Here is a 24,472-nt window from a genome sequence, read left to right as displayed (position 1 = left end):
AATTGATTGTAAAAGAATACATATAAAAATTGACGTAAAGTCTCATACGACAAAAAGAGCCGCTTTATTTAGCGACTCTGACTTTTCGTTATAAAAAGCTATCTTCTCTGCCATACAATAAACAAATAATTGCTATTTATCCCGCATTACAGCGGTTTTCTATATATTTTTATATCTATCCCTGACTCCGTCGGATGACCTTCTCCAACAAGTGTCTCACGATTCAAGAAGGATAAGGCTTTGCTGTCTGTAATCATCTTGGGGGAAGTACGAAATAAAGCAGTTTTCAGCGTTTTATCGATGATTCCGTTATTTTCGATATAAATTTTGCATGTATGCCCTGTGTAGTCCTTGCCTTGGAGCATGTATCTTGCCGATAGAGTATGCGGACCACCATTCTTCCCGATGATCTGCGTATCCACTCCTCCACCCAGCACGATTCCTTCAAAGTACTTTCCGGTTACGCTGCCTGTAAAAGTAATCATGACAACCGAATCATCTTCGCTATTCTGCAAATCAAATGATTCTTCGATGTTCACATGTACCGTAAACAATTCCTCTAATTTCACGTGTTCCCACCTCCATATGAATCCAATTATAACTCTACTCATCAGACTGCTTCATTAAAAAAAAGATTTACATATTTCCTTCAAATCATTTAAAATGGTTTACACGATGTAAAGGTTAACAAGTTGTAAACGAAGGGGTTAATGACGTACATGAGTACATTACCAAAATCAGTTCGCTTTCCACTGTTCATTCTGATGTTAAATCTGTTTATCGCTTTATTGGGGCAAGGCATGATCATCCCCATATTGCCAGAGTATTTGAAGCTTTTTCATGCGGGAGGCACAGTAGCAGGATTTTTAGTTGCCGCCTTTGGTGCGGCTCAATTCTTCTTTTCACCTCTCGGGGGACAACTGTCTGATCGATTTGGACGCAAAAAGTTGATCATCGCAGGTATGTTTCTGTCTGTCATCTCAGATATCATATTTGCGCTGTCGACGTCATTACCGTTCCTCTATGTCGCACGCTTTATCGGTGGAATCAGTCTTGGTTTAATGGTTCCTGCCAACCTCGCATATGTCGCCGATATTACAACGCCAGAAACACGTGCAAAAGGCATGGGCTATTTCGGCGCAGCTATGAACTTGGGGATGGTTCTGGGACCTGGTCTGGGCGGTCTCATCGCCGAGATGGGCATTCGCATGCCCTATTTCTTCGCAGCGGGGCTGGGACTGATTGCGGCCCTAATGACGTTGCTATTGCCTGAGACACTTCCCCCGGAGAAAAGAACGGTCTCCATCCGTCTTCAAAAAGGAGATCACTTGGGCAAAAAAATCTGGAGTTCTTTTAAAGTCCCCTATTTCAAATATTTGATTGTATTGCTTGTCATGACCTTTGGCCTCATGAGTTATGAGACGGTATTCGCTCTTTTTGCAGAGCAAAAATATGGATTTGATGCTGCAACAATCTCCATCATTATTACCTTGGGCGCGATTATCGGTATCGTTGTTCAGATCTGGCTTTTGGATTGGTTCGTACAGAGAATCGGTGAAATTAAGTTGATCCGTCTCTCCTTGATAATCACACCTATAGCTTTATTGTTAATGTTAATTAAAGTCAACCTTGTGTTTCTGTTGTTCGCTTCTGCGTTATTCTTTGCCTTTAATTCGTTTTTGCGACCTTCGGTCAGCACGTTAATATCCAAGAATGCGGGAGATCGGCAAGGTTATGCATCCGGTCTGAACACCACATTTTCCAGTCTCGGAACGGTGATTGGGCCGCTGATCGCAGGACTATTGTTTGACAAAAACATAAACTTCCCGTATATTTTTGGTGCAATTATGCTGCTCGCTTCTCTCGGACTGACCTTGAACGCATTTCGTTCGAAGAAAGGACAATTGTATACAAGTGAATGAAAACTGGCATCAACAATTGGGAAATAAACATCGTGATGATTTGATTGCAGCAGGTAAGGAGCTTTTTTTGAAATATGGATTGCTCCAGGTGAAGATTAAGGATGTATGTACGAAAGCTGAACTTAGTAGAGTGACCTTTTATAAACATTTTCAGTCTATGGCTGAGCTTCTTCTAGCCATTCAGATGCAACTGATCGAACATTTAACAGATGAGATTAGTCGTACATCAACGAAGGACATGAACGGGCGAGAACAACTTAAGGTCATGTTGAATGTATGGGTTGTGTTTGCCCAGGATCATCCAGACTACATCCGGTTTATTCAATTATTTGATATCAACTATGAGATGTATGATTTTAGTCCTGAATTAAGAGAAAAGTATGATAAGTTCAACCAGCACGGGAAAGAAGACCATTTCCTCTTGCATGCTTTAACTACAGGCGTTGCTGACGGCAGTATCAAGAATCCGTCCCCCCCACTCGAGCTTGCTCAATTCATCTTCACAACGATGATGGGTATGCTACAGAGGATCGTTAAGATCGATCCGTCCAAATCCGATGAAATGGATACACGGATCAGGGAGCAGTTTGTGAAGATGCTGCTCCATTTTGTCTGTAGCGAGGAAATACATGAGTGACGGCATATCCAGAAAGTGCAAAAGACTGATTCCAGCAGATGGATCAGTCTTTTGCATCTTTTCTGCCTTCGGGTTGGTGCACTCAAGAGTAAACGAACTTATGTACATACCAAAAAAACCGCTATGACAGCGGCTTTATATGGGATATGCTATTGCACTCTATATTAGTAAATTTAAACTTCGGCATGTAGTTGCAGGATTTGTTCGCCGATAATTACTTTTTTATATTCGTTTTTTTCAATCTGAGAGTAGTTCGAACTATTCGTAATAATTATCGGTGTAGTTACTTCATACCCACTCTGCTTTATCATGTTTAAATCAAATTCAATAAGTAAATCTCCAGCTTTTATCTGTTGTCCTACATGAACCAGAACATTGAAATGCTCTCCTTTAAGCTTAACCGTATCTATCCCAACATGAATTAATATTTCTGCGCCATTCTTACTATTGATAAATAATGAATGTTTGGATTTAGGCGTATTCATAATAACACCATCTACTGGTGATAAAACCTTTCCTTCCATGGGTTCAATAGCGATTCCATCCCCCATAGCCCCCATAGCCCCCATAGCAAAAGCAGGATCTTTTACATCACTCAATGGAATTAATTGCCCGATCATAGGACTAAGCAGTATTTCGTCAGAAATAGATGGTTGAACTTCATCTGCAACAACTGTTGTACTTTGTTGCTCTTGTGGTTGTTTCTCAGTTCTAAATAATGCACTCATTTTCTTAAACAAAAGCCATTCCTCCTGTTTCACTTCGTACCCCATGTTAATAATTTAATAACTTATACTTGTAATCTCAACATGGGGTTTATCCGATTTTTTGGACTGAAGTAACCGATTACATATCATATTTTAGTTACTTTTTCATAACAAAGATTGCATTTTACCTACTAATTACTCCTACAATCTTGATGATGTTAATTTCTCTAAGACTTGATGGTTAATTTAGAGCAATTACTTATATACATACAACCTAATGATTAGAAAATATAGTTCTCAATACATTCGCTCCAACGTAATACAGAGTATCTGTTGAGGCTCAATCTTAATATCCATTTCCAGAGTTCCCCCACGAGCCTGGATATGTCTCAAGTAAGTTACCGGGGTACTCCGGACTTTTAAGTAATCTATAGTCTCCATGTCGAATGAATTCAGACTGGTCATCTTTAAAGCCTCATCTAACGCATTTCCATCGTTGAAGCTTATTTTTTTTACGACAGCTCTGTAGTTACGGCAGTCTGCAGGCAGGTTATATAGTTGTAATATCATATTTTTGGATGCAGGATTGTGAAAGATGAATTTGTTACTGTTCATATCGTATTTTTCGAACGAGCTAAAATATGATGGGTCTACCGGAGCGTATAAATAAGCCAAAATTGTAATATCCTCATCTTCGTTTTTGGTGATGAACAAGGATGAATCCCGAAAAAGCAATGTATTTCCAAGTTTGTTCAGGAATTCATAGGCATAAAAGCCGATTTTGGGAATGCCACTCACGGTTAGAAGTCCGGGACCACCACTAAACTCAATGGTTTCCTCCGCAATTTCATTTGGGTAAGCAAAATCTGACACCAACCAATATCCAATGCCTTTGTAGAGGTCAGTGAGACCCAGATGTTGGTGAAATATATATAATCCTTTGAATGCCATATCGTTCAACTGATCGCGACTCGATGACGTAATGTTGAATTCGGTGAGATAGAGGTCTGGTACGTTCAGATTATCCTCCAGATACGTAATCAGGCTTTGGGTCATCATCAATAAATAGTTTTCTTTGGTTGACTTGACGATTGCAGATTTACCGTTAGTGGTACTGTTCTTTTTGGAATACGGCAGTGCGGAAATTCCACAGAAGTCTGGTTCGATACCCTCATGCACAAGATGAGCCAGAAAGCCATGCTGATGAGTCTCCTTATTCTCTAACACAATGCCTCCGATCCCAACCTGTAAACCGGGTTCCACCTTTTTGAGTAATTTCCGTACTTCATCGTAGTACTTAACAAATTCTTCATCCAGGGATAAGTCATAACTGCGAAGTTTTCCCTTGAAACGTTCACAACCATGATTAATACCCGTCTCATAATGCCATGGGCTAGGTCTGACCACTTCGATTTTCCATTGGACCAACGCTGATTTTCCGTATTGATTAAGTAACAGACGGAACAATTCTTGAATTTCCTTTAGCCAGTTTTCCAAGGAGTATGTTCTATGGTTATGACCAACACTCGTAACGACTTCGGCAGCTTCGGGAGGATTAAGTACAATAAACGGCTTCCAGCCTCTGGCCACAAGCTTTCCGATCGCTTTTGCAACCAGTGCGTAATCAGGAGTATTTCCTTCTACGCGAAGCATGTTTCTGTTCAGGAGTCCACTTACTCTTGAGAATTCAAATATCTTGTACTTTTCAAATACAGCAAGTTGATCGTTCAACTCAGTCATCAGCAGTTTTGAAGCTTGTCCTACATTCAAGATTGCGGACGAGATCCTTATATCTTCGCTATTCTGAGCTTCTATTCGAATTTTACGCTTCTTCTCCTGATTCACATGCTGCAGAACGGCTTCTAATTCTTTTTGATCGCATTCCTCTGATTCAATATTCCGAATAACCGGATTAGGCGTCTTCGTTTTACGGAATGTGCTCGGACTTATGCCATGTTTCTTTTTGAAAAGTCTGTTGAAGGAATTGATATTCGTAAACCCCGCCTCGTATCCAATAGAGGTTACCGGATCGTTTGTCTCGAGCAGTTGTCTTTCCACGTTGCGCATTCGATGCCCCAGCAGATAGTCGCTTAACGATTGTCCAACGATTTCAGAGAATATTCGTGACAAATACTGTTCTGATACGAAGAACTTCTTGGCGATTTCCTTCAACTTGATATCTTTCTCGAAGTTGTTACCCAGGTAGAATTTAATCTCTTCAATTCGGCTGCGCATATTTTTATTACTGCGAATGGGAACTTCCTTATAATACTTTCTCTCCAGCAAGCTCAACATTGAGAAGTAGAGGTTAAATACCTCGACGTCAGACATGCTGTTTTTCTCCAAGTAAAATCCGGACAGTAGCTTATTGGCAAGATGACTCATCTCCTCGTCACTACCATTCCCGCCTTTTCTCGAATCGCCACGAAACTCGAACTGGTATCCGTTGTCTCCCTGATTCTTATCATAGTTATAATAGAGTGCGATATCGTAGGAAAGAGTCTGTGTTGACGTCAACTGAAAGGAGTCGGATCTCGGTAAAATATAAAACCCTGGCGACTCGACCTTGATCGATTCCTCTTCACTTTCAACTTCGATAGAGCCCTTCAACACATAAAGGATATGAACTTTCCCATCAAAATTATGGATGCTGCTTCCAGGGATGATTTGTTGAATCGCGATATTTTCCCACGGGTTTACAAGTTTCATAACAAGCCTCCAAAAAAGCCATAAACGCAAAAACATTTCGCGTTCATGGCTACCTTTAATTCTTCTTTAGATTCATTTAGTAATTATACGCACCATACTCAAGTGGTTGTTTGTTATCTAACTACCAAGATGCCATGTTTCTAACAATACGTCAATTTTTCAGCGTTTCCATACCTATGCCAGGCGAAAACCATTCATTAGAATTGCTACAACAGGTTTGCCGGCGGCTTTCATCTTGCAAATCTGATACAGGATACGAGACTTTCGTCTAGTCTTTCCGATACTTTTCCCCGTCTGGCATCTCCTGATACATTCATCTTAGATGCAAAATATCGTTTGTTTCTTTTCTTTGGATCAGAGACCATACATCAAAGAGGCCACTCGTTAGACGAGCCGACCTCATGAGATTTAGTTACAGAACCTTACTTACAAGTTTTCACCGTTTGACCTAACAACCTCTTGGTACCAGTCGAAAGATTTCTTTTTGAAGCGGTCACCCGTTCCTTGCCCTTTATCATCCAGATCGACATAGACCAAGCCATATCGCTTGCTCATTTCTCCGCTGCTGGCACTAACGATATCTATCGTCCCCCACGTGGTATAGCCTATGATATCGACTCCGTCGGACATGGCGTCTTGCATTGCCTTGATATGGGAACGGAAATAGGCAATACGGTAATCGTCTTCCAGATAGTTATTCTCGTCCGGAGTTTCTCTAACTGCGAAACCATTCTCGACAATAAAGAGCGGCTGGTCATATCGGTCATACAGCTCATTCAACGTGATTCTAAATCCTGTCGGATCGATCTGCCAGCCCCATTCGTTAGCCTCCAGATATGGGTTTTTCAATGTACCATTAATGTTGCCGCCAGTCTTCTCTTTGTCTTCTTTATCCGAGGATACGAGCCGCGTAGAATAGTAGCTCAACGCTACGAAATCACTGGTATATTTACGCAGAATGTCCATTTCTTCTTCAGTAGCTTTCAAATCGATCTCGTTTCTTCTAAAGTAACTCAGCATATAGTCGGAATATTTCCCTTTGGCTTGTACGTCTACTAGTGAGAACTCATTCTGATCCGCTTGATAAGCTGCCCAGACATCCTCTGGGTTACATGTGTAGGCATAGTTCTTACCTGCTCCGATCATGCATCCGATCTCAAAATCAGGATTGATCTCATGTCCAACCTTTGTAGCGAGTGCTCCAGATACAAGCTGATTGTGAGCGGCTTGGAATTTGGCTTCCAGAATGTTCTCTTCCTTATTAGGATCGATCAAACCACCAACTGCTGGAATACCCAGGACCATATTGATTTCATTGAATGTGATCCAATACTTGACGTGATTTTTATATCTTCGGAATACCGTTTCACAATAGGTGACGAAGTAATCAATGACCTTCTTGTTTTTCCAACCGCCTTTGTGAATCAGAGCAAGCGGAGTATCGAAGTGGTTTAATGTAACTACAGGAGTGATTCCATACTTCGCACATTCTGCGAATAATCGATCGTAGAAAGCCAACCCTTCTTCATTTGGCTCAGGATCGTCCCCGTTCGGGAAAATTCTAGCCCAGTTAATTGAAGTACGAAGAAAATTAATCCCCAGCTCCGCCAGCAACTTGATATCTTCCGGGTAACGATGATAGAAATCGATCGCGTTATGACTTGGATAGTAATCGTATTTTGTGTTCATCGCCTTTTCGATATTATAGATCGCATCCCAACGACCTTCGCTGATTGCGGGGAAAAGATCAGCTAGCGTGAGACCCTTTCCACCTTCGAGATAGCCGCCCTCACTCTGAGTCGCACACATCGCTGCACCCCATAAAAAATCTTTTTTCATCATGGTTTCTCTCTCCCTATTGAATCTATTTGTTTGAAATATTTTCTTTTTTACCACGATACATCAGTAATGTAAGAGCAAAAGGTATAACGAATGACAGGATCATAACAACCAGTACAACGATAAACCCTACCTGTGTTCCAGTGTTTTGAGTATCAATAAATCCTGGCAGAGCGAAGATTCCACTCGGCGTTAGTTGCAAAAGTTTGGCTCCGAAATATCCAATGGCTCCCCCACCAATACCGGAAACAATACAAACCATCGTTAAAATCTTTCTCTCAGCAAGCAGGAAGCCATACAAGGCTGGTTCAATGACTCCCATAAGCCCCGAGTTAAATCCGGCGGAATAAGCAAGTCCTTTTTGCTTTTTGTTGGTATTTTTCATGCCCATAGCCACAATTGCACCAGCAATCGCAAACGAATGACCTGTAATCATTGGGAAGATGACATCATAACCGTTAGTGAAGAAGTTCGTCAGGGCGATCGGTACAATAGCACCATGCAAACCCACAGCAACCATTGGAATCCACAATCCACCTAAAAGCGCGCTAATTAATGTTGGACTCAAGCCGTACACACTGAGAATACCTTTAGCGATCATCTGGCTTAACAGCATGGCTAGTGGTCCAATTACAATCAATGTAACTGGAATAGAGATTAACAGAACCACCAGTGGAACTCCGAAGCTTGAGATAACCGAAGGTATATATTTTTTAGCTACATGCTCGACCTTGGAAGCAAAATACACGGCCAGAATTGCAGGAATAATTGTCGCTGAATAACTGGCTAACAAAACAGGGATTCCCGCAAATGTCGTATAAACGGGGGCTTCCAGTAGGGAGCCTGACATTAGTACGCTGATCGGGTCAGCCTTAAGCAATTCTGCCAGTGTTGGATAGAATAATGCTGCACCGATCGCCATACCTACCAGTTCGTTCATTTTGAAACGTTTAGCTGCGGAGAAGCCAACAAAGACTGGCATAAAGTAGAAGATTACGTCCGCGACGACATAGAGTACTTTGTAAGTTCCACTCGAATCCATAATCCATCCTAGTGACAGGAACAACGCCAAGAATCCTTTGACAATACCAGTTGCTGCCATAACTCCAATCAAAGGTCCCATAATGCTGATGACCGTCTCCAGCAGTTTACTGATCGGATTTTTCCTTTTTGCAGGTTTAACTTCATCTGATTGCTTTTCCTGCGGCGTGGATGTTACTTCTTCGTCGTCTCCGGAATCACTGTTAAATGAATAAAGACGCTGTATGTCATCAAAGACCTTTGATACTTGACTACCGATGACGACGTGATACTGACCAGTTGCCTCCAAGGCCTGAATCACCCCGTCTAGCTCCATCAATTTGTTTTTGTTTGCCTTGTCCGGGTCCTTCAAAACGAATCTTAACCGTGTTGCACAGTGCATCAAAGAAGTTACATTCTTCTCTCCACCAATGTTTTTCACGATTTGTTTGGACAGTTCTTTATAATCCATATCACTTCACCTCTAGTCGGTTATTAACCACAGCATTTTTTGAACGTTCGTTTTCAAATAAGCGGTTACATTCGTTATTTTATTGACTTCTGGTGTATATAGATTGCTTAAATCATACCTCCTATACGTACAATTATGATGAGAATATGTATTCGCTTTCAATTGCGGTTAAAATTGAGCAATCTTTTTTTAACATCAGGGGTGCAATACGTTCTAGTATGCCATCTGAGATCGGGTCAAGTTCTTCTACCTAAGAATAATGACCTGTAAATCAAAAAAAAAGCCGCTATAAAAGCGACTTTAAGGGAGTTTTTTCGAGACAACCCAGTTTCTCTTTTTCACTGGGTTACATTAATGTTCTATAAAGTATCATTTAATCCGTTAGTACCGGCAACTGTCCTCCAGCTTTCAGTTGACCAAGCAATACTTTGATCCCGGCAGACGTATTTGGCTCCTGCTTTCCATACACAGCAAGCCCTGAGCGCACGTTCTGTAAATAGATCATCTCGTAAGGGTTACCGAGTGAGAACAGCGTATATCGCTGATTACTCTTGTTCATCGCATTAATCAAGGTTTGATAATCACCCCAACCGAACTGGCTGGCCACATTGCGGAACTGGTAAGAAACAAGAATGACATAATTGGCTTTGCCAATTGCTTGGAGCGTTTCATTCATGTTGCCTTGACCAACAAGTACAATTTCAGTTTTTAACGACAGATTATTAGCGGCCTGCAACAGTTGCTTCTCAAGCTGTTTCGCCTGTTCCTGCTCGGCTGCGACAATAACAACCCGGTCGCCTTGCTTCATTGGATCAGGAAGCACACCTTCGCGACTGCTGAGTACAGTGACCGCCCGCTCTGCGATTGTCTGCTCCACTGCTCGGTGCGCCTTCGATCCGATGATACCGTTAAGTTTAGTTAGCTTTTGCGCGAGAGTTTGACTGCGTTCAAATAAACCATATTTCGCTTTCATCTCCAAGATTCGTTTCACAGATGCATGTATGGTTTCATCCTTGATCGTTTCATTGTTCACCGCGTTCACCAGCGTTTGATGGGCCGCTGCTGAATCTTTTGGCATAAGGATGATATCAACACCTGCGGAAACGGCGCGTTCTACTGATTGATTCTCCCCAAAATGCTCCGCAATTGCATTCATGGTAAAGGCATCCGACACGATGAGACCTTTGTATCCCAACTCTCCTCGAAGAAGTCCTGTCAGTACCTTTTTCGATAAGGTGGCAGGAATCGGCACACGTTCACCGTCTTTGAGCGAAGTGACATGTTCGTTGTCTATGGCAGGGAAAGCAATATGCGCGGTCATAATCATCTCTACCCCATTTTTAATCGCAGCCCGAAACGGTTTTAATTCTACCGCATCAAGCCGTTCTCGGTTATGGGCAAGCACAGGCATACCAAGATGGGAATCTACCGTTGTATCTCCATGTCCCGGAAAATGCTTAACTGCCGCCATCACCCCTGATTGCTGTAGCCCTTTTATCGTTGCCAGACCAAGCCGTGTCACCAAATCCGCATCCGAGCCAAACGAACGTATACCAATGATGGGGTTATCTGGATTACTGTTGATGTCCAGCACTGGCGCAAAATTGATCTGCAATCCTAATGCCTTCAGCTCCTCCCCTGTCAGCTGACCAGCTGCTTCGGCTAGCGTTGCATCTCCAGTTGCGCCAAGCGCCATCTGCCCGGGAAGGTTCGTGCCTCCTGGTATTCGCTTAATAACGCCTCCTTCTTGGTCGATGCTAAGAAATAGAGGAATGTCACCTGCTTCTCTTTGGATATCATGTGTGAACGTTGTAAGCTGCGTCACGTCTACAATATTTTTGTCAAAAAGAATAAGTCCGCCCAAGTCCTGATCATGGATCGTGCGTTTCAGTCCTTCATTCACGGTCGTCGTCGCTTTACCATTCCATTGCCTAATGTCGGGCATAAGCATCTGACCAACTTGCTCGCTTACCGTCATATAGGATATCAGCTTATCCCAATCTTGTGTCCGAATGGCCGCTTCACGTTCGAAGCGAATTACTCTCGCCATAAATACGGCATATTCAGCACGCGTGACAGCTTGATTCGGACGGAAGGTGGCATCTGAATAACCGCCGACCAAGCCGTTTGAACTCATAATAAGAATCGGTGCTGCAGCCCAATGCCTGTCCGTATCAGTCCATTTAGCAGGATTCTTACCTTCCGCTAGTGAATAAGCCCGTGTAAGGAAGGCCGCAGTCTCTGCGCGGCTAAGCGGTGCGTCCGGACGGAAGGTTCCGTTAGGAAAACCACTTGCAAGTCCATTTTTAGCAGCTATCATGATTTCTCGATGGAACGGGTGTGTAGTTGGCACATCCGAATAGGTTGTGCCTTCCACTGCTCTTTGAAGTTGATCTGGATAAAGCTCCCGCACCATAAAAGTGACAGCTTGTGCTCTTGTCACAAGTGCCTCTGGCTTGAAGATCCCATTGCCATATCCGGCTACTGTTCCCCGTTTCGCCATATACGTGATGCCATCCTCTGCCCACTTGGAATACTTTAGATCAACAAACGTTTCTTCCGCAGCTGCCGTTCCCACCCCTATAAGCATAGAGCCGACAACAGCACCAATAATCGTCTTCCATTTTACATGCATTTGTTTCACTCCTGTTGTATTCTATGGATGAATAGACGCTACTACGGTACAGTTTGTTGCGTTTTCATACTTCTATGAAATTATATTCAGGGAATTGACTATCCCTTCACGCCTCCAATCGTCATGCCCTGTACAAAGTATTTCTGTAAGAACGGATACACCATCAGAATAGGAACACTTGCAATAATGGTCATGGTCGCCCGAATCGAGGTTGGTGTGACAGCCGTTGCATTACTCTCGGCAGACTGATAAGCATCACTAGCTGATGATGTCGCTGAGGTCGTCGAAGTTTGCAGAATCTTCATCAACTCGTATTGCAATGTGCTTAATTCTTTATTGGAAGAGTTGTACAAGAATACATCGAACCAGGAATTCCATTGTCCCACGGCTACAAAGAGTGATACGGTTGCCATTGCGGGAATCGTTAGCGGCAGGACAACGCGGATAAATGTCGTGAACTCCCCTGCCCCGTCAATGCGTGCTGACTCCAGAATGCCTTCAGGAAGACCTTCAATAAATGAACGGATGACAATCATATTGAAGACACCGATTACACCCGGAATGATATATACCCAGAAGGAACCAATCAATCCAAGGTCTCGAATCAGCAGATAACCGGGGATCAACCCCCCGCTGAAGTACATGGTGAAGACAAAAAACATCGTAACAAACTTGCGAAGCACAAATTCCTGACGACTAACCGTATACGCGAGCATGGCTGTACAGAAGACGGACACCACGGTTCCAATGACCGTACGCAGCGCCGAGATCAGAGTTGCGTGATAGATATCGGATTCGCCAAAAATGTATTTGTAGTTGTCCAGTGTCCATACACGAGGCCATAGATATATTCCACCCCGAATGGCATCATTTGCATTATTGAAGGATACAGCAATCATATTAACAAAGGGATAAATCGTCACAATCATCAGACATACCATGAAGACGATGTTAATGGTGTCAAACGCTCGATCCCCGGTGCTGCTATTCCGAAAGCGGGATGTGTTTCCTTTACGCATGGCTTAGGCCTCCTTTTAGAATAGTCTGCTCTCTCCCATTTTTTTTGCTATATAGTTCGCGGAGAAAAGGAAGATGAAGCTGACCACAGTTTTGAATATGCCGCCTGCTGTACCTAAGGAAAAGTTCCCCATCCCTAATCCATATTTCAATACAAAGATGTCCAGATTCTCCGAATAGTCCATATTCATCCCGTTACCCAGCAGATATTGGGGTTCGAATCCGGATTCAAGAATACTTCCCATGTTCATGATCAACAAGATCACAATAACCGGTTTCAAGCCAGGCAGGGTGATATATAACATCCGTTTGAAGCGACTGGCTCCATCAATCTCGGCAGCCTCATATTGCGCCGGATCAATTGCCGTAATCGCTGCCAGATAGATAATGGTGTTCCAACCGACATCTTTCCAGACCTCAGTTGCCCCTAGAATACCCCAGAAGTATTCACCTTTCCCCATCCATAATACCGGACTGTCAATCAGGTGAAGCTTCATCAGCAGCAGATTGATAATTCCGTCTGGTGAGAGGACTGTTAATACAATGCTGGAAGCAACAACCCACGAGATAAAGTGAGGCAGATAACTGACGGTTTGCACAAAACGCTTAAATATGACATTTTTCAGCTCATTCAACAAGAGGGCCAGTGTAATTGCTGTCACAAATCCTAACACCAGTTTAATGGAACTCATAACGAGTGTATTTCGCAGCACCCGGTAGAAGGTATTGTCCTCAAACAAGATACTAAAATGATGCCAGCCTACCCACTGCTGATCGGAGAAGGACCTCGCCGGTTTGAAATTCTGAAAAGCCATGGTCCATCCCCATAACGGCAGGTACTTGAAGATAAAAGCCCAGATGACAAAAGGAATACACATCCAGGCAAGCGTTCGTTGCTGCACAAGTCGCTTAAAAAACGAGTGTGCTCTGGTTCCCTTTGGACTCGAGGCTGGAGGCATCGAGTTAAGGGAGACATTAGGTTTCTCCACGGTGAACCTGCTCCTTTCCTGTGCTGTTATTCATGCGAGAAGAAGCCGGAGTTTATGCTCTTTCGTCTTCTCCTGCGCATGTAACAGTTTGTTTTAAAGTGTTCGTATTACCATTTTCCTGCTACACGATCCTTCACAACTTTGGTAATGGTCGCTTCATAACCAGCTTTGTCCAATTTGTTCAATTCAGCCATGTAGGCATCCCACAGCTTATCAAAATTCGATGGTGCTCCCAAGATCATTTCCGGTAAGTATTTACGTTGCAGATCATCCGATTTGGTGGTGAAGATCTGTTCAGGTGATCCTTGCTCAAGGGCGATGGACCATGCGGGGAACCATGGCCGCTCTTCCGGTTTGTTAAATAATTCACTAAAGGTTTGGATACCGTAGGCTTCAAGGAACTTGTTGTCTCCCTCGGTGTAAGATGCAGCGGCTACTTCTGGCTGGTTGCCAGGGCTATAAGCATTACCATCGGTAAGTGTAGATTCACCGCCATATCGCGGCCAGTCTGATCCGAAGTAAGTGAACCCGAATTTACGGCTCAGCTCCAGATCATCATGGGCTTTGCGTTGATCCTCATTTGCAAAATAGAATCGTCCCTTTTCATCCACACTGTACGTCTCGTCCTTGATTCCCCATTGCACCAGAACCTGATTCTCTTCCTTCAGCAAATTATCGAAATATTTAATGATACGAACAGGGTCTTTGGCATTCACCGATATACCTGTTGCATAGTTGTTGACAAAGCCGGGAGGATCAACGTACTGATCCTTAATTCCTTCATCAAACACAATCGGAAGTGGTGCATAACGTTTCTCATCAATGCCTGCCGAGAGCAGGTTTTTCGACGCGTCTCCAACCTGCCAGCCATAATTGAAGTATCCTAACACACGACCCGAAGTCAGCTTGGCCAAGTACTGGTCTTTGTTCATCGTAAAGGATTCCGGATCAAGCATGCCTTGAGCATTGATTTCATTCAACTTCTGAATCCATTTTTTCTGAGCATCTGTTCCGGCGACGACTTTTGCCTCATGGGTACTCATGTCCACCATGACACTGCCATCGTTCGGATAACCGGCAAGATGCATCGCTGGATTTTGCAGTGTGAAGAAGTTATTGGCCACACCCGCAAGTGACACAAATCCGATGGTCTCTGCACCGTCGACAGTTGGATGTTTTTCCTTATAATCCTGGATCAGATCAAAATATTCATCCAGTGTAGTGATCTTGGGATAATCAAACTCTTTGAGCACAGAGCGTTGAATCCAGAAAGCTCCTCCGCCCACATTTGGACTACCTGAATACTCACCCTGATTAGCTGTATAAGGCAGCGCATAGATTTTTCCGTCTTCGGCATTTTTCATTTTATCGAAATATGGTCCATACACCCTTTTGATATTAGGGCCGTATTCCTCAATTAGATCATCCAGCGGAATATAGGCACCGGCATCCAGTAACTTGGACATCTCACCACTGGAGCTAATGACATCAGGGTAGTCTCCACTGGCAATCATGACACCGGCTTTGGTAGCACTATCACCTACCAGATATTCCAACTTCCAGTCCACACCCGTCTGCTCTTGCAACGCTTTACCGATGGTTGTTTCGCTTGCCAGAGCATCCTTCTTGCCTGGAGAGAACATGTAATACGAGAACGTGACTGGGCTGTTCTCATCATCACCTGTGGCTGAAGGTGATGATGACGAGTTGTTCTGACTGCACCCAGCCAGCAAAGCTGTTAGTAATATGGCTAAACCCGCTGTTCTAAATTTTGGTTTTAACATGTGAATATTCCCCCGTTCCGTGTTTTCTCATATGGATTACACTCACCATTTGCCAGCTACACGATCCTTAACTGCCTGTGTTATCGTAGCTTCGTATGTTTTCTTGTCGAGTTGATTCAATTGACTCCTATATTCATTCCATGTGTTCTCGAAAGTGGAAGGTGAGTCCATAATCATTTTGGGTAAATATTTCTTCTGAAGGTCTTCTGCCTTGGTGATGAAAATCTGTTCAGGAGAGCCCTGCTCCAATGCAATGGACCAAGCAGGAGACCAAGGACGCTCATCCGGTGTGCTGAATAATTCTGTAAATGTCTCCACACCGTATTTCTCTAACAAAAGCTTGTCTCCGTCCGTGTAGCTAAAGGTAGCCACTTCTGGTTGATTGCCCGGCCCATAGGCGTTTCCGTCCTCCAATACGGAGTTATTGCCGTAACGAGGCCAGCTGTAATTAAAGTAGTCAAAGCCGAATTTACGACTTAATTCCGGATCTTCATGTGCCTTGCGTTGGTCATCATTTTCAAAGTAAAAGCGGCCCTCATCATTAACACTATACGTCTCGTTCTCAATCCCCCATTGAACCAGAATCTGGTTTTCTTCCTTAAGCAAATTATCAAAATATTTAATAATTCGCACGGGATCTTTGGCATTTACGGTAATTCCGACACCATAGTTGTTCACAAAACCTGGCGGGTCCACATACTGGTCTTTGACACTGTCATCAAATACGATCGGTAGAGATACGTAACGTTTATCGTCTATACCAGCCTTCTTGAGATTGTTCGTTGCGTCTCCAACCTGCCAGGAGTAACTGAAATATCCCAGCACCCGACCGGATGTCAACTTGGCGAGATACTGATCCTGGTTCATTGTGAACGATTCTGGATCAAACATCCCCTGTGCGTTAACCTCGCTTAGCTTCTGAATCCATTGTTTCTGATAATCAGATCCGGCTACCAGTTTGGCTTCATGACTCTGCATATCCACCATCACACTGCCATCGTTTGGATAACCTGCGAGATGCATAGCTGGATTTAGCAGGGTGAAAAAGCTGCCCGATTCACCCGCAAGTGTAGCGAAGCCGATGGTTTCTTTTCCATCGATCTGCGGATGCTTTTGCTTGTATTGCTCAATCAAGTCAAAATATTCGTCCAGCGTTTTGATCTTGGGGTAGTTAAACTCTTTTAACACAGCACGCTGAATATAGAAGCCGGTCTGAAAATTAGGCTCTGACACATAACCGATGTTGGCAGTGTATGGCAAGAAATAGATCTTTCCATCCTCCTGTCTGAATTTGTCCATATAAGGCCCGTATACCCGCTTAATGTTAGGCCCGTATTGATCGATCAGTTCATCCAACGGGATAAAAGATCCTGCATCCATCAATTTAGCCATTTCACCACTGGAGTCGATGATGTCGGGGTAATCCCCACTCGCAATCATCACTCCTGCCTTGGTTGCACCGTCACCGACCAGATATTCCATCTTCCAGTCAACGCCAGCTTGTTCCTGTAGCTTCTTGCCAATGGTCGTGCTGCTTGCCAGAATGTCCTTCTTGCCACCGCCAAACGTGAAATATTTAAAGGTGACCGGGGTATTGTCATTACTGTCAGGATAAGAGGCTTCCGGGTTGGCTTTATTACAACCTGCCAGGGTTACAGCCAGTAAAATGGCCAGACCTGTTATAATGTTTCTTTTTCTAAACATGTAGCAAATGCCCCCTTAAAGTATTGTTTGTGTCTTTAAGCCTTCTCAATATATCAAGATAGCGCTTTCAAAGTTACCCATGAAAGTGTACTTCCTACTTTGAAAAGTATATCCCTCATATTTAGTCGCCTGGCATTGCTGATGGATCAAGTGGAAGCTTAATTTGGATACGTGTTCCTTCTCCTTCCCATGTCTGGATGTCGAATGTAAAGTGATTTTTATAACAAAGTTTTAAGCGGCTATACGCATTTTTCATGCCAACATGCTCTCCCATATCGGTGTTTTGATCCAGGTAACTTAACAACTCTTCCAATTTAGCTTGTGACATCCCTATACCGTTATCCGTTAGTCTGATATGGAGCTGGTCATTTTCCATTGAAACGAAGAGTTGAATGATGCCTACACCCGGAGATGACTCAATTCCATGAATACTTGCATTCTCAACAAAGGGAAGGATAACCATCTTGGGGATGCGGTACATCAGTACCGCAGGACCTGCCTCAATGGTATATTGGAGTTTTTCTCCAAAGCGATATTTCTGAATTTGCAAAAAACTCTCGATGAGTTCCAATTCTTCTTGTACTGTCACATTATTCTGATTCCAACTAATCGACTTGCGAAACATCTTGGCCATGTTATGCACGATTTTGGCAGTCTCTTTCTCGCCTTTGATGAGGCTCCGCATACGTACCGACTCCAGCGTATTAAACAAAAAATGTGGGTTGATCTGACTATGGAGCGCATGAAGTTGTGCTTCCTGCTGCTTCAACTCCAGGTCTTTCTTTTGGATGTCGGCGAGATATACCTCATGAATCAGGTTATGGATCGTCTCGGTCATTCGATTAAATTCCATCGTGAGTTGACCTATTTCATCTCTTGCATCTTCAGGCGGAATCGTCTGGAAATTCTGTGTTTTTACTTTTTTCATATGTTTTAGAATACGCACCAGCCTGACATGGATGGATCTGGACATAGCCGCAATGATAATAGAAGGCAGGACAAAATTAATGCAAGCCAGCCATACGACGAAGGAACGGGACTTCCGCACCTCCTTCAACACAATTTCTTCATCCATCACTCCATGCAGGGACCATCCTTCCAGATAGTTAATACCTGTATACGTAAGTTCAAAGGGAATCATTTTGTTCGGAAACTGGATCTCACTGTAACGTTTCCCTGTCTGAGCTTCTTCTGCTGTGGGATCATTTGAAAATTGGATGTGTCCTCCCGGATCAAGAAGATACACTTTTCCATCAAATCCGCTGTTGTGAAAATACTGCTTGATCATATCCATATTCAGATCAATTTTAAGTAACTGCTCTCTCCCCCCAGTGTCCAGATTGTCGAGCCTTTGAACCAGACTTAACATCTGATCCGATGAGATCAGTGCCGGATAAGGGGCGGAGTATGCCTGAAATTGAACGTACCAGTCCGAGTTGCGGACATCGTCAGTTAAACGATCAATATAACCGGAAGATAAAATGGTAGAGTTATCGGTATACACTTGATACCAGCGAATTCCCTGATTCATTTGACCGGAGAATTGCCCTTTTAGATAGGAATTATAAGCGTCAATGTACTCAAAATGACTTTGAAATGAACGGGAGATGGTGTCATTGAATACAGGGTCAGTATATAACGAATAAGAGAGGCCGACGCCTTGATCAATGGTTACCCGCAGGTCATTCTTCAGATTGTTCAGTGCCATGCCGGCATCACGAGTTTTCTGACTGCGAATATTGGCGGATGTGACATTGTAGAACACCACATTGGTAACAACGATGGGGATAAACACGGACAGGACATACATCAGCAATAGCTTATCTCGAAGCTTCATGTAGTTCAGGTTCCATCTTGGCATTGTGCACCTCGCTGCTCATTTCCCATAAGGAGATTTCGATATTCTGTAGGCGATAACTTAACCAGTTTCTCAAACTGGGTTACAAAATAATCCGCATTCTGAAATCCTACGCGTGCAGCGACCTCGTACATTCTCAGATCCGTTTGGCGCAGTAACTTCTTCGCCTCATGAATCCGCAGGTTCAGCAGATAGTCATTGAAATATTGATTGTAGCTTTTGCGGAATAATCGCCCAAGATAAACGGGATTCATATAGAAGAGTGCAGCAATGCTTTTGAGATTGATGTTCTCGGTATAATTTGCATCAATATATCGTTTGATCTTGCTGATATCCCCTTTGGATCGTTCCATTCGCAAATGCGAGACATAATCCTCGGCCTCCTCCAGCGCGATGAGAAATGCATGCTGCAATAGTCGTAAATTCCAACCTTCATGACTTTGTTGTGCCAGCTCCTTCAGCTGCTCTAACCCTTCATCATTACCACCCATTTCGTTGACCACAGCGAGAATACCCGTTATATAACGCAAAAGAGAACCCGATACAGCTTGAGGAGAAAATCGATTCATATGAAACAATTTGAATCTCTCTTCTACAATCTTGTGGTACGCAGGCCTATTCCCCTCTTCCAGGCTCAAAATTAAGTGATCCACCTCGTCCTGGTATACATTGAAAACAAACAGCGGTTTGTCCTTGATCTCCGTATAACGCACGACACCACCAGTTTCAGCATATTTATGCTTGGCAGCTTCTTCAGCCGCCATAAGGGATTGTGGGACATCACCAATTTCTTTGACGAGTGTTCCTGCGTAAAGACCGATATCCAGGTTAAACCTTTTGCTCAGTGTTATCTGAATATTATGCAGTTTATCCTGTAACGCCGAGCCCCCTTGATGATGATCAGGCCACAACAGTAATAAAGTAAACATGCCACGTTGTTGCTCACTGATGAACATTTTGCATAAATTACTCTCCAGAGAATGTACTGCTTCACGAAGCTGTTCAATCGTAATTTTAATTGCATCTAATCCGGTCTGAAGTTCAATCAAAGTCATGAGCAGACTGGAGTTACGATTGATCCCGAGCATCTCGGCATATCGATGTTCATCTTCCTTCTGTACATGGCCTTTGATCACATCCTCCAGCATGATGTTACTGGCCTGTCCCTCAGCCAAAAGAATATGTTTTCTTTTATTGCAAATCAGATTAGCCGACTTCTGCAACGTTGCCGTCAGTTCTTCATCATCAATAGGCTTCAGGATATAGTCATGAACGCCGTACCTGATTGCCTGCTGTGCATATTTGAAGTCATGATAACCACTGATGATAATGAACACAGGTTCCAGATGTGGCATTTTCTCTACGGCACGTATCAGTTCCAATCCATCCAGGATTGGCATGCGGATATCTGTTATAATCACGTCTGGTTGCAGGCTTTCAATCAGATTTAATGCCTCTGCACCGTTCCCTGCCTCTCCGATAATCTCCATATTAAGATCCATCCAATCTATGAGTTCATACAGCCCCTTTCGTACATACATCTCGTCATCTACCAGTAATACTTTTAACATCCGTGTGTCCCCTTTCCTCCAACGAAAATAAACCGCCGGTAGCATCTCTCTCTATCGGCGGAATCTAATATGGTGACTGTTGTAGTTCGATGATCGATCCATGACCAGTCCTTCCGAATGACAGAAGCGTTCAGATATCCATCCTTTTTTGCCATAGCCGAATTCTTGATCATAACGATTATAGGTCTGACAACCGTATCCATCATGTTAGGATGGTTACATTTTATAGGTTCACGTCTGCAATTTCATTGCACAAACGGCTATATTTATTGCGCGAAACGATAAGGAGGTCATATATCTGAATGAATGAGACCTCAGAATACCTGTTTGATAAATTTTATTTGCATTGAACAAAAACACGCCAACTTTTGCCTATATCTTATTTCACAAAAAAAAAAGAGCGAATTCGCCCGGCAATTTTGTCAGCCGGTATTCGCTCAGGTAATCGGTAAGTGCTTATTTGTTATTCCATTTATCCCCTTTTAATTCAATCATGGCATTGGGGCCAGGGAAGGTTAATTCTATCTTTTGGTCCAGATAGGATAGGGTTACTTTTGATTCTGCAATAGAGCGAATTCTGGTATTGAACAGACGACCATTTTCCCATTCCAGATCTATTTCAAATCCGCCACGAGCCCGAATACCACGAATATATCCTTTTGGCCACGCTGCTGGTAAAGCAGGTAACAATCTGATTACTTCGTTATGACTCTGGAGAAGCATCTCTGCTATCCCTGCAGTACCTCCAAAGTTCCCATCAATTTGAAATGGAGGATGGTCACAAAACAGATTGGGTAACGTGGAGGAACGTAGAAGTTCCACGATGTTATCGTGTGCAAGTTCCGACTCCTCTAATCGTGCCCACATGTTGAGAATCCACGCCCGGCTCCATCCTGTGTGTCCACCACCGTGTTCCAGTCTTCTGTCGAGTGTTACACGAGCTGCCTTGGCCAGGTCAGGTGTTGATTGCAACGTAATTTGCGTTCCAGGATGCAAAGCGAATAAATGGGAAATATGTCTGTGACCAGGTTCCAATTCATCATAATCGTTACTCCACTCTTGGATCTGCCCATGTTTGCCAATGGAGGTCTCCGGTATTTTGGTTAAAGCACCACGGAGTAATTCTCCAAATTCCTGATCCTCTTGCAATATTCGGGTACTTTCAATGCAACGCGTGAAGAGTTCTCTAATAATCTGATTGTCCATTGAAGCACCAAAACATAAAGCCCCCGACTCTCCATTATCTAATATATAGCGATTTTCCGGTGAGGACGAAGGACATATCACCCAATTGCCGGAAGGATCCTCTATTAGATAATCCAGAATAAACATAGCCGCATCTTTCATCGTGGAGTAAACTTTTTCTAGAAATTGAACATCCTTATTGTATTCGTAGTGGTCCCATAGATGTAATGAAAGCCATGCTCCTCCCATAGTCCAAAACGTCGATGTCATGCATACATCCTGCGGAGCAGTGTCTGCCCAGATATCCGAATTGTGATGAGCAACGAACCCCTTGCATCCATACATGGTTCTAGCGGTTTCCTTTCCCCGGACTTGCAGTCGATCTATAAAATCAAACAATGGAATGTGACATTCAGACAGATTGCAGCTTTCTGCAGGCCAATAGTTCATCTGTGTATTAATATTAATCGTATATTTGCTATCCCATACAGGAAGCATGTCTTTATTCCATATCCCTTGAAGGTTTGCAGGTAAAGAACCTGGACGACTGCTTGAGATAAGCAGATAGCGACCAAATTGAAAGTATAGACTCAACAGTTCCGGATCATGCTTACCAGCTCTAAGCCGCTCAAGGCGCTGATCGATTGGAAGTTCGGAACATATCACATCTTTATGTTCATCTTCGAGATGTATATCCATCCGCTTGAATAAGGATTGATAGTCCGAGACATGATCGGTGAGCAGTTCGCTATATGGTTTTGCGGAAGCGGCTTCAATTCTTCGGAGACACTCCACTTCGAGTTGTTCCTTGGGTACTCGGTAATCCGTGCAAGCCGTGATTAGAATAGTTGCTGAATTACCATCCTTCAGAGAAAGCTGACCGCTTGAATAATGAACCTGCCCCCCTTCAGATATAAGGCGAATCGCGCAACAAAATCGAATTCCTGCTTCTCCCCCACTTCTTCCCCGGATGATCAAGTCATTCGTTCCACGCTTCTCGATCCGGTCCAGATAGGATTGGAAACCAACAGGATGCTTAAGAATATCTGAATAGGATGTTGATTGCAGAATGGTTCCCCTGCCAAAAATAGTGGAGAAAGATAACTTTCCAGGTACGCTAGATTTGAGATGAGCAACGAGCACTTGATCCGGGTAGCTGGCAAAATAATCACGGCTGTAAATGGATTGATCTGCGGTATAATTCACGTTTACCTTGCCATGTTCCAGATCGAGATGTCTTTGATATTCATTCGGTTCATGTTCACTGTGGTCCATAGCGATATAGAAGTCCCCCAATGGCTCATAATGTCTTTGCCCGTCAGGAACACCTACCAGAGTATCTGCTGCGAGTTCTTCTGCTTCCCTAATCTTACCGTCAAAAATCAGGCTTCTGATCTGAGATAAAGATTCAAGTGCTTGAGGATTATTCCGCTGCATCGGACCACCATACCACAGACTATCTTCATTAAGCTGAATTCTCTCAATCTGTGTTTTCCCAAAAATCATGCCTCCAAGAGTTCCATTTCCGATAGGCAATGCCTCTTCCCATGTTCCAGCAGGTTGATTAAACCAGATATTTTTGGTCTTCACGTTAAAACCTCCAACGAATTATATTCCTCACATTTTTCTTGTTTAGTGTGTTCCGTTTGTATGTCCTTTCAGTGTACTGTAATCTCTTCAGCATCTAAATGAACAAAATTAACTTGAATTATCACAATCTTATCCCAGCATTAGAGGTATAATCCTAAATTCCGAAACGGACAGTACAAATTCTTGTTCTGGACAAGGAAGTATAGCTATTGGCAATAAAAAAAGCCGCTATAATTAGCGGCTCTGCTTCGTTCATTTGATTTAGCTTACGTGAAGCTTAAGTTATAAAATATTTCGCTCCATTTGTTGCATGAATTGCCTCAATATCAGCCGATCTTCCGAAGAAATGGATTGAAGTAGTTTCTCTTGCTGCTCTCTCCATTTATCCTCAACCGGTTTTTCTAATTCTTTCCCCTTATCGGTTAGAAAAATACGCATGATCCTTGCATCCTGTTCATCACGTTTGCGATATATAAATCCATTCTGCTCCAGTGATTTGACCATGTTTGTAACCGTTGGTGGTTCGCATTTCATATGTTCACTTAGTTGCATCTGTGTTACCCCATCACCCAACCACAGCCGATACAACAAATTATCTTGTCCTACATAGAGATTTAGTTCCCGGAGAGATTCACTATAGTTTCGACGCATTTGGGAGGAAATTCGATCTAAGGACTGTCGAATATCACAATCTACTGCATCTGTCATGAACGATCCCTCCCTAACATCCGAATTATATTTAGCAGACTAAATGTATCATGGGGATATTTAAGTGTCAATTCACCTTAGTGTCGTTATAAGGGCCTCTTCCTATCCAATTTTCACAACAAAGA

Annotated in this window: 16 protein-coding genes; 2 read left to right on the top strand and 14 right to left on the bottom strand. The window is 43.2% G+C overall.

All coding sequences use genetic code 11. The annotated features are described in order from the left end of the window. Positions 1-146: 146 nt before the first annotated feature. Positions 147-569 carry a DUF3237 domain-containing protein gene (locus ACE04G_RS26535; RefSeq protein ID WP_221821127.1) on the bottom strand — a complete coding sequence of 141 codons (423 nt, stop codon included), beginning with the start codon at positions 567-569 and terminating at the stop codon, positions 147-149. 150 nt (positions 570-719) lie between these two features. On the opposite strand from ACE04G_RS26535, the gene ACE04G_RS26530 reads away from it, so the two are divergent. Both ACE04G_RS26530 and ACE04G_RS26525 read left to right on the top strand, forming a co-directional pair. After that, positions 720-1,922, top strand: a complete 1,203-nt coding sequence (locus ACE04G_RS26530) for an MFS transporter (protein ID WP_076210787.1) — start codon at positions 720-722, stop codon at positions 1,920-1,922. Beyond that, positions 1,915-2,559 (top strand): TetR/AcrR family transcriptional regulator, encoded by a 645-nt coding sequence (locus tag ACE04G_RS26525; RefSeq protein WP_076210789.1) that lies wholly within the window; start codon positions 1,915-1,917, stop codon positions 2,557-2,559. Before ACE04G_RS26530 ends, ACE04G_RS26525 begins: the two co-directional genes overlap by 8 nt. Before the next feature lie 173 nt (positions 2,560-2,732). Here ACE04G_RS26525 and ACE04G_RS26520 read toward each other — a convergent pair whose 3' ends face one another. From ACE04G_RS26520 to ACE04G_RS26460, 13 genes are all read right to left on the bottom strand, one after another. Next, positions 2,733-3,299, bottom strand: coding sequence for a PTS sugar transporter subunit IIA (locus tag ACE04G_RS26520; protein WP_449004758.1), 567 nt, complete (start codon positions 3,297-3,299; stop codon positions 2,733-2,735). Between the two features lie 264 nt (positions 3,300-3,563). Continuing rightward, entirely contained in the window at positions 3,564-5,975 is a 2,412-nt protein-coding gene (locus ACE04G_RS26515; RefSeq protein WP_076210792.1) for a helix-turn-helix domain-containing protein, read from the bottom strand. Positions 5,976-6,401: 426 nt separating this feature from the next. Continuing rightward, entirely contained in the window at positions 6,402-7,817 is a 1,416-nt protein-coding gene (locus ACE04G_RS26510; protein WP_218639188.1) for a glycoside hydrolase family 1 protein, read from the bottom strand. Between the two features lie 22 nt (positions 7,818-7,839). Further along, complete coding sequence (locus ACE04G_RS26505) at positions 7,840-9,306, bottom strand: PTS transporter subunit EIIC (RefSeq protein ID WP_076210794.1); 1,467 nt, start codon at positions 9,304-9,306, stop codon at positions 7,840-7,842. 373 nt (positions 9,307-9,679) lie between these two features. Next, complete coding sequence (locus tag ACE04G_RS26500) at positions 9,680-11,941, bottom strand: glycoside hydrolase family 3 N-terminal domain-containing protein (RefSeq protein WP_076210796.1); 2,262 nt, start codon at positions 11,939-11,941, stop codon at positions 9,680-9,682. 98 nt (positions 11,942-12,039) lie between these two features. Next, positions 12,040-12,960, bottom strand: a complete 921-nt coding sequence (locus ACE04G_RS26495; protein ID WP_076210798.1) for a carbohydrate ABC transporter permease — start codon at positions 12,958-12,960, stop codon at positions 12,040-12,042. A 15-nt stretch (positions 12,961-12,975) separates the two neighbouring features. Beyond that, the gene (locus tag ACE04G_RS26490; RefSeq protein WP_076210914.1) at positions 12,976-13,917 is read right to left on the bottom strand and encodes an ABC transporter permease; all 942 of its coding nucleotides are present in this window, start codon (positions 13,915-13,917) and stop codon (positions 12,976-12,978) included. Between the two features lie 137 nt (positions 13,918-14,054). Then, the gene (locus tag ACE04G_RS26485) at positions 14,055-15,731 is read right to left on the bottom strand and encodes an ABC transporter substrate-binding protein (RefSeq protein ID WP_221821126.1); all 1,677 of its coding nucleotides are present in this window, start codon (positions 15,729-15,731) and stop codon (positions 14,055-14,057) included. Positions 15,732-15,773: 42 nt separating this feature from the next. Next, positions 15,774-17,435 carry an ABC transporter substrate-binding protein gene (locus tag ACE04G_RS26480; protein WP_221821125.1) on the bottom strand — a complete coding sequence of 554 codons (1,662 nt, stop codon included), beginning with the start codon at positions 17,433-17,435 and terminating at the stop codon, positions 15,774-15,776. A 121-nt stretch (positions 17,436-17,556) separates the two neighbouring features. Further along, complete coding sequence (locus tag ACE04G_RS26475; protein WP_221821124.1) at positions 17,557-19,296, bottom strand: sensor histidine kinase; 1,740 nt, start codon at positions 19,294-19,296, stop codon at positions 17,557-17,559. Then, positions 19,278-20,864 carry a response regulator gene (locus tag ACE04G_RS26470; RefSeq protein ID WP_221821123.1) on the bottom strand — a complete coding sequence of 529 codons (1,587 nt, stop codon included), beginning with the start codon at positions 20,862-20,864 and terminating at the stop codon, positions 19,278-19,280. The genes ACE04G_RS26475 and ACE04G_RS26470 overlap by 19 nt, the downstream gene beginning before the upstream one ends. A 456-nt stretch (positions 20,865-21,320) precedes the next feature. Further along, complete coding sequence (locus ACE04G_RS26465; protein ID WP_221821122.1) at positions 21,321-23,639, bottom strand: glycoside hydrolase family 95 protein; 2,319 nt, start codon at positions 23,637-23,639, stop codon at positions 21,321-21,323. A 282-nt stretch (positions 23,640-23,921) separates the two neighbouring features. Beyond that, entirely contained in the window at positions 23,922-24,347 is a 426-nt protein-coding gene (locus tag ACE04G_RS26460; RefSeq protein WP_221821121.1) for a MarR family winged helix-turn-helix transcriptional regulator, read from the bottom strand. Positions 24,348-24,472 lie beyond the last annotated feature (125 nt).

The sequence above is a fragment of the Paenibacillus sp. AGC31 genome (assembly GCF_057334655.1).
Note: the sequence above shows the minus strand (reverse complement) of the source record. Positions and strands in the feature narration are given on the sequence as shown.

What these genes read in the sequence shown, in the direction of transcription:
- ACE04G_RS26530 (WP_076210787.1), top strand. Translation starts at nt 720, where the DNA reads ATGAGTACATTACCAAAATCAGTTCGCTTTCCACTGTTCATTCTGATG.
- ACE04G_RS26475 (WP_221821124.1), bottom strand. Translation starts at nt 19,296, where the DNA reads ATGCCAAGATGGAACCTGAACTACATGAAGCTTCGAGATAAGCTATTG.
- ACE04G_RS26490 (WP_076210914.1), bottom strand. Translation starts at nt 13,917, where the DNA reads ATGCCTCCAGCCTCGAGTCCAAAGGGAACCAGAGCACACTCGTTTTTT.
- ACE04G_RS26510 (WP_218639188.1), bottom strand. Translation starts at nt 7,817, where the DNA reads ATGATGAAAAAAGATTTTTTATGGGGTGCAGCGATGTGTGCGACTCAG.
- ACE04G_RS26500 (WP_076210796.1), bottom strand. Translation starts at nt 11,941, where the DNA reads ATGCATGTAAAATGGAAGACGATTATTGGTGCTGTTGTCGGCTCTATG.
- ACE04G_RS26480 (WP_221821125.1), bottom strand. Translation starts at nt 17,435, where the DNA reads ATGTTTAGAAAAAGAAACATTATAACAGGTCTGGCCATTTTACTGGCT.
- ACE04G_RS26505 (WP_076210794.1), bottom strand. Translation starts at nt 9,306, where the DNA reads ATGGATTATAAAGAACTGTCCAAACAAATCGTGAAAAACATTGGTGGA.
- ACE04G_RS26485 (WP_221821126.1), bottom strand. Translation starts at nt 15,731, where the DNA reads ATGTTAAAACCAAAATTTAGAACAGCGGGTTTAGCCATATTACTAACA.
- ACE04G_RS26515 (WP_076210792.1), bottom strand. Translation starts at nt 5,975, where the DNA reads ATGAAACTTGTAAACCCGTGGGAAAATATCGCGATTCAACAAATCATC.
- ACE04G_RS26460 (WP_221821121.1), bottom strand. Translation starts at nt 24,347, where the DNA reads ATGACAGATGCAGTAGATTGTGATATTCGACAGTCCTTAGATCGAATT.
- ACE04G_RS26495 (WP_076210798.1), bottom strand. Translation starts at nt 12,960, where the DNA reads ATGCGTAAAGGAAACACATCCCGCTTTCGGAATAGCAGCACCGGGGAT.
- ACE04G_RS26470 (WP_221821123.1), bottom strand. Translation starts at nt 20,864, where the DNA reads ATGTTAAAAGTATTACTGGTAGATGACGAGATGTATGTACGAAAGGGG.